Annotated in this window: 24 protein-coding genes; 1 reads left to right on the top strand and 23 read right to left on the bottom strand. The window is 73.0% G+C overall.

What is annotated here, in order from left to right:
- From VG276_26505 to VG276_26430, 16 genes are all read right to left on the bottom strand, one after another.
- Nucleotides 1-683, bottom strand: a 683-nt coding sequence (locus VG276_26505; protein HEV8652842.1) for a hypothetical protein, incomplete at its 3' end; no start/stop codon positions are given.
- The gene (locus tag VG276_26500) at nucleotides 680-1,954 is read right to left on the bottom strand and encodes a hypothetical protein (protein ID HEV8652841.1); all 1,275 of its coding nucleotides are present in this window, start codon (nucleotides 1,952-1,954) and stop codon (nucleotides 680-682) included. The genes VG276_26505 and VG276_26500, both read right to left, overlap by 4 nt.
- Before the next feature lie 2 nt (nucleotides 1,955-1,956).
- The gene (locus VG276_26495) at nucleotides 1,957-2,148 is read right to left on the bottom strand and encodes a hypothetical protein (GenBank protein HEV8652840.1); all 192 of its coding nucleotides are present in this window, start codon (nucleotides 2,146-2,148) and stop codon (nucleotides 1,957-1,959) included.
- The gene (locus VG276_26490; GenBank protein ID HEV8652839.1) at nucleotides 2,145-2,498 is read right to left on the bottom strand and encodes a hypothetical protein; all 354 of its coding nucleotides are present in this window, start codon (nucleotides 2,496-2,498) and stop codon (nucleotides 2,145-2,147) included. The genes VG276_26495 and VG276_26490 overlap by 4 nt, the downstream gene beginning before the upstream one ends.
- Before the next feature lies 1 nt (nucleotide 2,499).
- The gene (locus VG276_26485; protein ID HEV8652838.1) at nucleotides 2,500-2,637 is read right to left on the bottom strand and encodes a hypothetical protein; all 138 of its coding nucleotides are present in this window, start codon (nucleotides 2,635-2,637) and stop codon (nucleotides 2,500-2,502) included.
- Nucleotides 2,634-2,825 carry a hypothetical protein gene (locus VG276_26480; GenBank protein HEV8652837.1) on the bottom strand — a complete coding sequence of 64 codons (192 nt, stop codon included), beginning with the start codon at nucleotides 2,823-2,825 and terminating at the stop codon, nucleotides 2,634-2,636. Before VG276_26480 ends, VG276_26485 begins: the two co-directional genes overlap by 4 nt.
- Nucleotides 2,826-2,837: 12 nt before the next feature.
- Nucleotides 2,838-3,401 (bottom strand): hypothetical protein, encoded by a 564-nt coding sequence (locus VG276_26475; protein HEV8652836.1) that lies wholly within the window; start codon nucleotides 3,399-3,401, stop codon nucleotides 2,838-2,840.
- A gap of 1 nt (nucleotide 3,402) precedes the next feature.
- Complete coding sequence (locus VG276_26470; GenBank protein HEV8652835.1) at nucleotides 3,403-3,585, bottom strand: hypothetical protein; 183 nt, start codon at nucleotides 3,583-3,585, stop codon at nucleotides 3,403-3,405.
- Nucleotides 3,582-3,965 carry a hypothetical protein gene (locus VG276_26465; protein ID HEV8652834.1) on the bottom strand — a complete coding sequence of 128 codons (384 nt, stop codon included), beginning with the start codon at nucleotides 3,963-3,965 and terminating at the stop codon, nucleotides 3,582-3,584. The genes VG276_26470 and VG276_26465 overlap by 4 nt, the downstream gene beginning before the upstream one ends.
- A complete protein-coding gene (locus VG276_26460) occupies nucleotides 3,962-4,105 on the bottom strand; it encodes a hypothetical protein (protein ID HEV8652833.1) in 144 nt (47 codons plus the stop codon). Before VG276_26460 ends, VG276_26465 begins: the two co-directional genes overlap by 4 nt.
- A complete protein-coding gene (locus VG276_26455) occupies nucleotides 4,102-4,401 on the bottom strand; it encodes a hypothetical protein (GenBank protein HEV8652832.1) in 300 nt (99 codons plus the stop codon). Before VG276_26455 ends, VG276_26460 begins: the two co-directional genes overlap by 4 nt.
- Before the next feature lie 83 nt (nucleotides 4,402-4,484).
- The gene (locus tag VG276_26450) at nucleotides 4,485-4,727 is read right to left on the bottom strand and encodes a hypothetical protein (GenBank protein ID HEV8652831.1); all 243 of its coding nucleotides are present in this window, start codon (nucleotides 4,725-4,727) and stop codon (nucleotides 4,485-4,487) included.
- Nucleotides 4,728-4,735: 8 nt separating this feature from the next.
- Complete coding sequence (locus VG276_26445; GenBank protein HEV8652830.1) at nucleotides 4,736-5,449, bottom strand: hypothetical protein; 714 nt, start codon at nucleotides 5,447-5,449, stop codon at nucleotides 4,736-4,738.
- The gene (locus VG276_26440; protein HEV8652829.1) at nucleotides 5,446-5,835 is read right to left on the bottom strand and encodes a hypothetical protein; all 390 of its coding nucleotides are present in this window, start codon (nucleotides 5,833-5,835) and stop codon (nucleotides 5,446-5,448) included. Before VG276_26440 ends, VG276_26445 begins: the two co-directional genes overlap by 4 nt.
- Entirely contained in the window at nucleotides 5,832-6,137 is a 306-nt protein-coding gene (locus VG276_26435; GenBank protein ID HEV8652828.1) for a hypothetical protein, read from the bottom strand. The genes VG276_26440 and VG276_26435 overlap by 4 nt, the downstream gene beginning before the upstream one ends.
- The gene (locus tag VG276_26430; protein ID HEV8652827.1) at nucleotides 6,137-6,352 is read right to left on the bottom strand and encodes a helix-turn-helix transcriptional regulator; all 216 of its coding nucleotides are present in this window, start codon (nucleotides 6,350-6,352) and stop codon (nucleotides 6,137-6,139) included. Before VG276_26430 ends, VG276_26435 begins: the two co-directional genes overlap by 1 nt.
- A gap of 162 nt (nucleotides 6,353-6,514) precedes the next feature.
- Between VG276_26430 and VG276_26425 the strand changes: the two genes are divergently transcribed.
- On the top strand, nucleotides 6,515-6,940 hold the full coding sequence (locus tag VG276_26425; protein ID HEV8652826.1) for a hypothetical protein: 426 nt from the start codon (nucleotides 6,515-6,517) through the stop codon (nucleotides 6,938-6,940).
- A gap of 62 nt (nucleotides 6,941-7,002) precedes the next feature.
- On the opposite strand, the gene VG276_26420 is transcribed toward VG276_26425, so the two are convergent.
- From VG276_26420 to VG276_26390, 7 genes are read right to left on the bottom strand one after another with little or no spacing between them, the layout of a single operon-like run.
- Nucleotides 7,003-7,590 (bottom strand): hypothetical protein, encoded by a 588-nt coding sequence (locus VG276_26420; protein HEV8652825.1) that lies wholly within the window; start codon nucleotides 7,588-7,590, stop codon nucleotides 7,003-7,005.
- Nucleotide 7,591: 1 nt separating this feature from the next.
- Nucleotides 7,592-7,810, bottom strand: coding sequence for a hypothetical protein (locus tag VG276_26415; protein ID HEV8652824.1), 219 nt, complete (start codon nucleotides 7,808-7,810; stop codon nucleotides 7,592-7,594).
- 51 nt (nucleotides 7,811-7,861) lie between these two features.
- Entirely contained in the window at nucleotides 7,862-8,008 is a 147-nt protein-coding gene (locus VG276_26410) for a hypothetical protein (GenBank protein ID HEV8652823.1), read from the bottom strand.
- Between the two features lies 1 nt (nucleotide 8,009).
- Entirely contained in the window at nucleotides 8,010-8,441 is a 432-nt protein-coding gene (locus VG276_26405; protein HEV8652822.1) for an endonuclease domain-containing protein, read from the bottom strand.
- Nucleotides 8,438-9,310: a hypothetical protein gene (locus tag VG276_26400; protein HEV8652821.1), complete on the bottom strand. Its 873-nt coding sequence runs from the start codon at nucleotides 9,308-9,310 to the stop codon at nucleotides 8,438-8,440. Before VG276_26400 ends, VG276_26405 begins: the two co-directional genes overlap by 4 nt.
- Nucleotides 9,303-9,854 carry a hypothetical protein gene (locus VG276_26395; protein HEV8652820.1) on the bottom strand — a complete coding sequence of 184 codons (552 nt, stop codon included), beginning with the start codon at nucleotides 9,852-9,854 and terminating at the stop codon, nucleotides 9,303-9,305. The genes VG276_26400 and VG276_26395 overlap by 8 nt, the downstream gene beginning before the upstream one ends.
- A 3-nt stretch (nucleotides 9,855-9,857) precedes the next feature.
- A complete protein-coding gene (locus VG276_26390) occupies nucleotides 9,858-10,076 on the bottom strand; it encodes a hypothetical protein (GenBank protein ID HEV8652819.1) in 219 nt (72 codons plus the stop codon).
- Nucleotides 10,077-10,285: the final 209 nt, after the last annotated feature.

Here is a 10,285-nt window from a genome sequence, read left to right as displayed (position 1 = left end):
TGGACGGCTGGGTCGGCCAGGTCGACGTACTGGCCGCTGCCGTCGTTGTCCTCGGCGCGGCAGAGTGCGCAGACGCCGTCCTCGCGGCTGTTGAGCGCGGCCGGGTCGCTGGCCGCCAGGGCGTCGGCCAGGGCTTCGAGCCTGGCGAGGCGGCTGGGAGCGCCGGGTTTCAGGCCGAGGTCTTCGGGGTCGAGGACCGACGCGACATGCTCAAGCACCAGGACGAGCTCGGTCTTGTCGACCTTGCCGGGGTCGACGCCCGTCCCGGTCCAGGGGAGCTTGTTCAGGCGCTCGTTGATGTGGTTGACGGCGGCTTCGAGCAGGCCGGCGGTGTCGTAGCCCCGCCCGGGCGGGGTGGCCAGCGCGGCGGCCTCCTCCTGGCCGTCCAGGACCCGCTGGGCGAACTCGGTGGCGCGGTAGAACTCCTCGGCGCGCAGGGCCGGGTCGCCACGGTGGGACCGCCTGGCCCACTCCAGCAGCTCCCGGACGGCGAGGTCGTGCAGGCGCAGCTCGGTGACGAGAACGCTCGTGTCGGAGGTCAGGTCGGGAATCTCCTCGACCGCCGCGCAGCGCGGGTCGCAGGTGTGCTCGTTGGCCGCCTGCCAGTCCTCAGCGGCCTCGTAGGCTGGCCACACGCGCTCCTGGACGTACTCCGCCACGGCGTCCAGGTCGATCTGGGTCACGGCCCGTCACCGCCGGAGGCCAGGGCCTTGCGGGCCGCCGCCAGCGCGTCGCCCGAGAGGACGGACGCGCCCGTGACGCCCGCGAAGCCGGCGCGCTCGAGCCGCTCCCGGGCGTCGGCGATCCGCCGGTTGCATGCCTTGGCGAGGTCGGAGACGCGCACGGCGGTGGCAGCCCCCCCAGCCCGAGGGAAGTCGGCACCGGGCTGGGGGGGCACGCTGTCCGGGGCGGGGTCGTCGCGGACGTCGCCCGCCACTTCCCCGTCCGCGCTCTCCGCGTGACTGGCGGGCTCGCGCTCGCCCGCCCCGGACGCCTGCGCGGCCACGGCCGCCTCGAAGTGGCGCCGCCGCCCGGCGCCCTCACGCTGCTCAGCTTCGAGCTCAGCGCGGAAGGCCGCCGGGGACGGCGGGGGGGCCGCGCCGCCCCCGGCGGGGCCGCCGGCGAAGTCGTCGGCCGGGTACTCCCACCCGGGCGGCCCGGACTCGAGCTCGGCTTCGTGCTGCCGGTAGAACTCCCCGGCGGTGACCTCGCCCGTGTCGCCGTCCACACCCGGCGGTGGCAGCGCCCGGGGCGGCGCGGTGAGCGCAAACGGGCTCTGCCCGGTCTGGGCGGCGACCTCGGCCAGCGGCACGGCCAGCTCGAGCGCGGGCACGCCGAAGTGCCTGGGCGGCTCCCCCGGACGCTTCACGATCCGCTGCTCGATCTTCAGGAGCGCGGGCAGCATCCCGGCGAAGTGGCCCAGGAACGCCACCATCCCGTCCAGCTCCACCGCGGCGTAGTAGCCGTGGGTCTCAAGCCGCCACACGCCAAGGCCGGGGAGGTCGGGCAGCAGGACGTTCAGGCGGGTGGTGGGCTTGCAGACCCTGGCGCCGCCGGCCTCGAACTCCTCGGCGCAGACGCAGGGGCCGTCACCGAGCAGCTCCCGGGTGCCGTCGCAGCGGCGCTGGCAGCCGCCCCCGGACCAGTGCTCGTACCAGGCCGTGAGGGCGTGCTCGGGCGGGACCACGACGTGCAGGGCGCCCGCGTCGGTGTAGAGCTCGTACTGGGTGCCGGTGCCGGCGGGGGCGCCGTCCCACGCGGTGACGGTGCCGCCGTAGCGGGCCGCAGCGGCGTCCAGCAGGCTCCGGGTGGGGCTGGTGAGGCGCCAGGTCTCCAGCTTCGCGGGGTGGGTGACCGGCTCGCCCCGCTTGGTCTTCCTGCCGGTGTCGACCCTGTGGCCCATCCGCAGCCGGCCGAGCTCCCGCAGGCGTCGTTCGAGGTTGGCGATCGGCATGGCTACTTCGCCCCCGTCCCGGGGCAGTCCCGCTCGGTCGCGCCCCCGTAGACGTTGCCCTGGTAGTCCAGGACCGCCGCCCCGCACACACACGTCCAGCGCAGCGCAGCGGTGAGCCCGGCGGGCGGGTCCCACTCGGGGGTGTGGCCCCGGTCGGTGGCCTGGCGTGGCGGGGGCGGGGGCGTCCAGCTCATGGGGTCTCCTTGCGGGCGAACGGGTTGGGCGGGAAGCGGACCTCGGCCTTGCCGCCCTGCTCCTCGCCCGCGCGGTAGTAGTGGCGCTCGGTGTCGCCCACGTCTTCGCCGTAGCGGGTCAGCGACACGACGACGTCAGCGGGGAGCCAGGCAGAGAGCTGCCGCATGTGTTCCCGCGCCTCGTACCACTTCCCGCTGGTGTGCAGGGCCCCGGCGTCGTGTGGGTAGGTCTCGAAGCCGCAGCCGGTGAGCTGGTGCAGGCGGTGGGCGAGCAGGTCGAGGCGGACGGGCCACTGCCGGCCCGGCGCGCCGGCCTCGACGCGGACCTCGAAGGTTGAGTCGTAGCCCATGTCAGGCCTCCTTGCGGAACAGGGCGAGCAGCAGGTCGGTGCGCTCGGCCCACTCGGTGAAGGTGACGGCGCCGGCGAGCCAGCCGCGGCTCACGAGGAACATCTCGGCGGCCAGGCGCCGCCGCTCCCGCGCGCTCACCGTGGCCTCCCCGGGCCGGCGGGTGCGGGGCAGTGGTGGGCGCCGGGGCCGAGGTGGCCGCAGGCGTCGCAGTAGCGCACGGTCGTGCGCAGCACCCAGCCCCCCCGGGCGTGCCGGTCGTAGGTGCGGCGGTCGGCGACGGTCGAGCACGGCCCGGCCAGGACCGCCTCCACCAGCCGGGCGCTCACGGGGCCGGCCTCCTACCGGACACGGAAGCCACCGCTGCGTCCGCAGCGCGCCAGGAAGCCGACCCACTGCGCCCAGTAGCCAGGCTCCACGCCCTCGGGCACCGGCTCGCCCTGGTCGTGGTAGCGCTTGAGCGCCGAGCGGATCTCAAGCGGCCGCACGAGCCAGCCGTCGTTGGAGGCGAGCTTGTAGCCGGGGATGCCGGGGGTCTCCTCCATGCACGGCCCGTCGGTGACAGCCTGCACCTGGTCGAGGTAGGCGCGCTCGGCAGGCGTGAGGTCCCCGGCGTCCTCGTCGGGACAGCCGGCCAGGCCGAACGCCTCGTGCTTGGGGAACTGCGGCTCCTCGACCGGCCAGAACACCATCCCGAGCCGTTCCATCGCGTCGCGGTAGCGGCCCATGCCGAAGATGTTCAGCCGGAAGTAGGTCCCGTGCTCCCGCTCGAGCCGCTCCCGGTCCGCCAGAGCCGCCCGCTGCGCCGCTTCCCCGGGGCGCTGCCACCAGTCCCGGAGCCCCTCGTACTCGGTGGCCAGGTCCTGCTCGTCGGGGCCGAGCACGCGGTACATGTCGTAGCCCATGTCAGCTCGTCCTCCTCGGGTCCATGGCGCGGGCGGTGTTGTGGCCGCGGGCGGCCCGCAGCGCCTTGGCGTCCTCGCGCTGCCGGGCGGCCTGGGCGGCGCACACGGGGCAGCCCTCGGGGGCGCCGGGGTGGTGCTGGTCGGTGTGGAACGCCTTGAGGCGCTCGAGCTGGGCGGGGGTCACGGGGCCGCCTCGGTCCATGTCGTGGCCCGGCCTTCGGTGCAGCCGCACGGCACCCGCAGCACGAGCGGCTCGGCGTCGGTGCCAGGGTCGAAGCCCTGGACGGCGTTCCACTCCCGTCCCTGGCACGACGGGCAGGCGTCCTCGTCCACGTCGTCGATGTCGGGTTCGAAGTCGTCGTCCCAGGCGTGTGGGACGGTGCAGTCGTCGTGTCCGGCGCTGCCGCAGCCGCCGCAGGTCGGGCAGAACACGTCGACCAGGAGCGTCGGGCCGTCGGTGGCCGTCTCGTAGCGGCCGCCGGTGACGCCGAGGCCGCCGCAGTCCGGGCACGCCGGCCCGGCCACCACCGGGGGTGGGAACGCCACGACGGCGTAGGTGGTCACGGTGCCGCACCGCCTTCGTCGAGCAGCGGCGCGAGCAGGTCGTGCAGGACCCGGTTCCGGTGGGTCGGGCACATGCTGTTGCCCTCGGCCGCGGGCTGGTCGCAGAGGGGGTAGTCGCAGGTCACCACGCCGGGGGTCACGACCCGCCTCCCTCGGCCAGGCGCTCCCGCTCCGCGGTGATGAGGTCTAGGTGGCGGCGGAGGAACGCCTCGAGCTCGCCGAGGGACCCGGAGGCGGCGGTCTCGACCGTCACCATGCGCTCGTCGGCGACCGCCTTGAGGTGGTAGCGGCCGGGGACGCTGGGGAGCTCGTAGAGGTCGAACCTGAGCGCGTCGAGGCTGCGGCCGGCGAGGAAGTGGTGGGCGCTGGCGGACGCGGACGCGCCGGGCTCGGGGACCGGGCCGGGAGTGGTGGTGGAACCGGCAGAGTCGGACATGTAGCATTCCCCCTGGATCGGTGGCGTCCTCTCCTTGGCGGGCTGGGGGCGCCACTGGTGTTGGCGGACCGGGTCGTGGTCGGTCAGGCGGTCTCCTGCTTCGGGAGGCGGATGATCTTCGAGGTGTCGGCGAGCAGCGGGAGGAGCGCGTCGCGGGCCTCGTTGTCGCCCGGGTCGGTCATGAGGTAGACAAGGGCGGCGAGGGCGGTGACCTTCTGTGGGGCCGTCAGGTGCCTGGTCTCCCTGACGAGCCAGGCCAGCTCCTTGTGGTCGGGCTTGGCGAACAGGGACAGGGCGGCGATCTGCTCGACGCGGGTCAGTGGCACGGCGCCTCCTAGGCGGGCTGGGTGCGTGCGCGTTCGAGGTCCTCGAGGCGCTGCTGGAACTCAGCCAGGCCGGCCTTGAGCTGGTCCTCGTCGGCGTTGATGGCGATGTAGTCGAACTCCCGGAACAAGCGCTTCCACGCGTCGCGGACGGTGCGCGCCTGATAGGCCTGCGCGCGGGTGGGCGGGGTGCGGCCTAACGCCTTGTTGTGGTCACGCAGCGCCCGGGTGACGAGGTCAAACGTCAGGGGAGCCCCGTCGGCAAGCTGCTTGGCACGGCGCCACACGTCTGGCGCCTCGTCCCCGTGGTTGTCCTTGAGCAGCCTCGACAGGGGACGGAGGACCTTCTCTGAGCTGCCAGGATTTATTTGCGCCGGGCGCAAATAATTCGCGACCTCGTGCGCCCGGTGGAGCTGGTAGGAGTGCCGTGTCTGGATGCCGATGTTGGCCGTAGGGTCGCCCATCACCCATTTGGTGAACCGGTTGAAGCTGTCCTTCTCGACCGGCCGGCCACGGTTGTGGGTCTTCACCAGCGGGGGCAGGTCATCCACCCAGCGCTTGTCGGCGTAGACCGTGGCGAGGTCGGCAGCCCGGTCGAGGCTCTCCTGGTCTGCCTCCCGCTCGGCCCGCTCGAGCTGCTCGCGGTATGCGCGGAGCCGGCCGAGCGCGGCCTGGTAAGTGTCATCGTCCAGGCGTTGTGACATTGGGACACTTGTGACAGTCATGCGTGGCTCCTCTTGAGCGCGGCGATAGCCTCGGCCGGCATCCCGGGGTTCGCCCAGACGGGGCCGCATGCGGTCTCGACCTGGACGAGCACCGGGGACCCGTCGGGCTTGTGGAGGGTTGCCGGGTCGAGGCAGACGGAGCGGGCGTCACAGACCTTGTGCGGGTTCTCGCCCTGGTTCTCCGGGGCCTTCCCGCACGGCTTGTGGTCGATGCGCTGGTGGGCGTCGAACGCCGACACGGACGTGAAGTGCCGGTGGCAGGCGGCGCAGTGCGCCTCCTTCAGGTCAGTGCCCGGCCGGCCGCAGTCAGGGCACCTCCAGGCATGCGGCTGCTTGCGCATCGGTGCCTCAAGGACCCGGCCGAGGGTCTCGGCCAGCCCACTCACGCCGGCCCCCGCTGGATCAGCGCCGAGGGCCGGACCGTCCCGAGCCGGGACGCCAGCAGGCCGAGTGCCCGTGCCTCCCGGGGGTGGGCGTGGACCCAGGGGTGACACTGGCGGTCGTGCAGCAGGACCAGGTTGCCGGGGAGGTCCCGGGTGGGGTCGGCGGTCCCGCCGGCGCTCTTGGCCTGCTTGTGGTGCAGGACCAGCCGTCCCCGGCCTTCCTCGTACTCGCCGAGGGTGCAGAGCTGGCAGCGGTTGCCCTCGCGGGCGCGGACCGTCGCGGCGGTGGCGGCGGTGACGGCCATCAGCCGGCCACCTCCACCGGCTCGTCCTCGTCGACCAGGTCCGCGGCGGTCACGCCGAGCACGCGGGCGATCCGGCGGATGGTGGAGATCTGCGGGTCGGTCGCGCCGCGCTCGATGTCGGAGATCGTCGAGACGACGAACCCGGCGGCGGCGGCGACCTGGAACTGTGTCATGCCTGCCGCTTCGCGTGCCTTCCGGACGTTTGCGCCAAGCACGAAGACGCCCCTTCCGTTTGCGGTAGGTGACCGGTGTGCCCCCTTCGGTCTGTACCGTACTGCCAGAGGCTATGCTCTGTCAAGTTCCTACATGGCTTGAACCCGAAGTGTTCGGCCAGTACGCTTAGAGACAGACGGGTTCTGACAGAGAAGGAGTGCCACATGGGGGCCAGGGAGTTCGGCCAGCTCGTCGAGCGGGCCATGCGGGAGAAGAACTGGTCCCAGGGCAACCTGGCCGTGGCCATCGGGTTTTTGCCGAGCGGCAAGACCCTCGACGCGACCGGCGTCCGGAGGATCCTCCACGGCGAGCGGCCACTGACCGGCTGGATGCTGGACCGCCTCGTCGCCGTCCTGGACCTCGACCGGGCCGAAGCTGAGGACGCCGCCGTGGCTGACTACCGCACTTTCTTGCGGGTGGGGGGCACGACGAGGAGCCGGGCTGACGCCCTGGCCGCGGCGGGTGCTTCCTCCGGCCAGCCAGGACGCACCATGGGCACATTGGGCGTCCTGGCTGGCCAGCGGCACCGGGTCCGGCTCGGCGCGCGTGTGCCGGTAAGGTGCACCAGGCCGGTTACGGCAACCGCCTGACTCGCGCCGTACCGGTGGTTTGTTCCGGCTGGGAGCGGGTAGGGGACCCGCTTCCGGTGGGGCTAGCCCTCGTCCTTGCTGCGCCGTGCCCGGGCACGGCGCAGCCGGCGGAACGGGTTGGGCGGCCCCTCGTAGTGCTGGGCCACCGGGCGGTGCTTCCCGGTGGGGATGTGGTCGCCCACGGCCGCGTGCGCCTTCGCCGCGAGCTCGCCGAGGTCCCGCTGCGCGTCGGTCTCCGGGTCAGAAAGCAGAGCCTTGAGCATGTCGGCACCCCCGTCCAGCATGACCACCTTCGCGTTCCCGAGTTTAGCGCCAAGCTCCGACGTTGTGGTGTCTAGTCTGCGCAGCGCCTTCATGTTCCGCACCGCCCGGCGCTTGGGCGCCGACCAGGCCAGCACGAAGAACACCGCGGCGAGCCTGGCCGCGGCCCAGCCGCCGAACATCCAGTTGGCGGCCCCGACGAGGTAGACGAGGAAGAAGAAGATCAGCACGCGCCTGCCCTGGAACCCGAGCCACGCGGCCAGCTCGAGCACCGACCGCCACGCCCACCCGAGCAGCCGCCGCACCGCCCTGAGCAGGCGTTTGCAGCAGTAGAGGATGACGCCGAGGAACCACCCGTGCGCGCCGGCCAGCGACGCCAGCCCCTCCACGTCAGAAGTACCGCGCCAGCGCGGCCTCCACAAGCGGCAGCAGCGCCGCCGGTGGCCGGGTCGTCGGTGACGGGGCGGCGGGGCCGCTGCGGAACATCGCGACGGCGGCGCTGACCGCCTCGGCGAACGAGAACCCGAGCGCCTGGAGCACAGGCGCGAGGCCGAGCAGCAGGATAACCGCGGCGAACGCGATCAGCCTGGGGACACTGGGGAGCTGCATGTCACCCCACCTCGCCGTTCAGGATCAACAGCAGGACTGGCATTGGGTCTCCTACTCCTCGTCGCAGTAGCAGCCGTCGCAGGTCGTGCAGGTCCCGCAGCCGTCGCACCGGCTCCGGAGCCGGTGCCCACAGATCGGGTTGACGTCGTGCTCATAGGTCTCGACCGCGGGGAGCCGTGGGCCGTTGGGGTCGTCCATGTCAGGTCCTCCTCTGCCTGCGTTCCCGCCGCGCCACGGCCGCGGGGTCCGCCGCCAGGCCGAGGGCACGCCCGGGCGGGTCGGCGAGGTAGCGGCGGATCTGCTGGGTGACCGCCCGGTTGCAGCGGTGGTGGGTGAGGCCGTCGACCGCGTTGGTGTCGTGGTCGCGGTCGACCGCGAACCGCCAGCGGCCCGGCGGGCCGCCGCAGACCGCGCACCGGCCACCCTGCAGGTGGTACAGCCGCCAGTAGTCGTGGCAGGTGATCCCCGGGTAGCGGCGCAGCTCATGGTCCAGCGCGCAGTGGTGCGCGGCCGGCAGCCACCAGCTCGGCCGCTGGTTCGGGCAGACCGCACCGCTCCGCTCGGCGTGGCGCTTCGCGCTCCCCACCCCGTAGGGGTGGTGTTGGGCAGAAACCGCCTGGACGCCGCTCATGCCCGCGCCGCCCGCCGGCGCGGCAGGAGCTGCCAGGCCGCCTCCCGGTCCTCGTCGCTGGTTTCGGGCGAGGTCGGGTCCGCCATCCACGGCACGGCGAAGGGCACCTCGTGCCGGCCGACCTTGACCAGCCCGCCGCCGACCCGGTCGGGCACCCGGTGGGCGTAGGCGTCGTCGTCGAACGCCATCCGTGCCTCGACCGAGTCCATCCCCATCGCGCCGGTCGCGGCGATCCTGGCTTTGAGCTGTGCCTTGAGCACACCGGGCAGGCCGGTGTCGACCGACTTGGCGTCGGGCCGCTGGGTGGCGATGACGAGGCGGCAGTTGACCTCGCGGCCGATGGCGCCGATGCGGACGAGCGCGCTGATCATGGCGCTGCGGCGCTTCGCGGGGCGGGTGTCGGGGACCGACAGGATCCAGGTCATGAACTCGTCGATGAACGCCCACGCCGCCCCGGGTCGCACGTACCGGGCCGGCCCGCCGGCGGCGAGGGTGTCGCGGGCGGCGGACAGGCCGGTGTAGCGCCACTCGACCAGGTCCTGGTAGCCGTGCACCATCGCGGTGGTCTGGTCGGGGGTGTTGGCAACAACGTCGACGCCGGGCATGTCGGCGAACATGCGGAACGACCCGGCGCCCTTCCCGTCGGCGAGGCTGAGTGTCTTGGGGCCGGGCTCACGGAGCAGCTGGGTCGTCATATAGCGCAGCAGGGTCGTCTTGCCCCCACCCGTCGAGCCGATCACCAGCGCCATTGGCGCGGACCCGGGGCCGTAGGGCCACACGGCGTGCAGGATGCCGCGTGCGCTGCGGCGCACCAGTGGTCCCTGGGTCGCGGTGAGGGCACGGCCGAGCCGCACGACCCCGTCAGGCATCCTCAAGATCCTCGGCCGCGCGCAGGTCGTCGGGCACGTGCACGCGCACGGTGAGCGTGAGCGTGACCCGGTCGCGGGGCCAGTCCACGGCCCGCTCGAACATCCCCGGCGCGTGCTCGAGCGACAGCGCCTGCGCGAGTTTCCGCTCGGCCCTGTCGAAGAACGCCGGCGTGATGTCGGCTTCGCTGGTCCACGGGCCGAGCGTGACCACGCGTACCTGGTGGCGCCGGCAGGCACGCGGCCACGGCTGGGGGGGCCAGTGCACATGGACGTAGCGCGCCTGCCGGCGGGTCGGGGGCAGCGCTGCGGCGCCGCCGAGCTGCGGCACCGGCCAGAGCAGGTCGGTGAGGTCGCGGCCGAGGAACGGCTTCCAGTAGTGCCGCAGGGTCGCGCGCCGGTCGTTCTCGAAGCGGCGCACGCCGAGCAGCTCGTCCAAATTCCGGTAAATCCTGCGCAGGATGCGTGCGCGGGAGCGCCGCCGCGGCCAGCCCACGGCCCACGCGCCAGCGGCCAGGACCGTGAGCAGCGCGAGGGCGGGTCTCATGTGCTACCACTCCCACCCCGGTGGCGCATCATCGAACCGCTGCATGCCCTGGTCGCGGGCGTCGTACCAGCTCCGCGGGACGGCGCGGCCGTCGCCGCGGACCTCATTGCGGGTGATCGCCCGGTCGATCTCGGTCATGTCGTCGCGCGGGTCACCGCCGAGGTAGCCGTCGAAAAAGCTGCCGCCAGTCACCCACGACCCGATACCGCTCCAGATACCCATGCCTGTCCCTCCTTGGGGGTGTGCCCGTTGGTGCTGGCTGGTGCTAGGAGGACGCGCAGTTCACGGCTTGGTCTCCTCGTCAGGGGACTCGTGCCGATGGACCTCCACACCGTCCGGCTGCAGCTCCCGGACTGCTGCGTCCTCTTCCTCGCCGGTGTGGTCGTGTGGCGCCGCCGTCCAGCTGTGCCGGGGATCATGTGGCTCCCACA

It is taken from the genome of Actinomycetes bacterium (genome assembly GCA_036000965.1).
GTDB lineage: Bacteria > Actinomycetota > CALGFH01 > CALGFH01 > CALGFH01 > DASYUT01.
Note: the sequence above shows the minus strand (reverse complement) of the source record. Positions and strands in the feature narration are given on the sequence as shown.

Coding starts and splice junctions, on each gene's coding strand:
- VG276_26500 (HEV8652841.1), bottom strand. CDS start 1,954: ATGCCGATCGCCAACCTCGAACGACGCCTGCGGGAGCTCGGCCGGCTG.
- VG276_26495 (HEV8652840.1), bottom strand. CDS start 2,148: ATGAGCTGGACGCCCCCGCCCCCGCCACGCCAGGCCACCGACCGGGGC.
- VG276_26490 (HEV8652839.1), bottom strand. CDS start 2,498: ATGGGCTACGACTCAACCTTCGAGGTCCGCGTCGAGGCCGGCGCGCCG.
- VG276_26475 (HEV8652836.1), bottom strand. CDS start 3,401: ATGGGCTACGACATGTACCGCGTGCTCGGCCCCGACGAGCAGGACCTG.
- VG276_26455 (HEV8652832.1), bottom strand. CDS start 4,401: ATGTCCGACTCTGCCGGTTCCACCACCACTCCCGGCCCGGTCCCCGAG.
- VG276_26445 (HEV8652830.1), bottom strand. CDS start 5,449: ATGACTGTCACAAGTGTCCCAATGTCACAACGCCTGGACGATGACACT.
- VG276_26435 (HEV8652828.1), bottom strand. CDS start 6,137: ATGGCCGTCACCGCCGCCACCGCCGCGACGGTCCGCGCCCGCGAGGGC.
- VG276_26425 (HEV8652826.1), top strand. CDS start 6,515: ATGGGGGCCAGGGAGTTCGGCCAGCTCGTCGAGCGGGCCATGCGGGAG.
- VG276_26415 (HEV8652824.1), bottom strand. CDS start 7,810: ATGCAGCTCCCCAGTGTCCCCAGGCTGATCGCGTTCGCCGCGGTTATC.
- VG276_26410 (HEV8652823.1), bottom strand. CDS start 8,008: ATGGACGACCCCAACGGCCCACGGCTCCCCGCGGTCGAGACCTATGAG.
- VG276_26405 (HEV8652822.1), bottom strand. CDS start 8,441: ATGAGCGGCGTCCAGGCGGTTTCTGCCCAACACCACCCCTACGGGGTG.
- VG276_26400 (HEV8652821.1), bottom strand. CDS start 9,310: ATGCCTGACGGGGTCGTGCGGCTCGGCCGTGCCCTCACCGCGACCCAG.
- VG276_26395 (HEV8652820.1), bottom strand. CDS start 9,854: ATGAGACCCGCCCTCGCGCTGCTCACGGTCCTGGCCGCTGGCGCGTGG.
- VG276_26390 (HEV8652819.1), bottom strand. CDS start 10,076: ATGGGTATCTGGAGCGGTATCGGGTCGTGGGTGACTGGCGGCAGCTTT.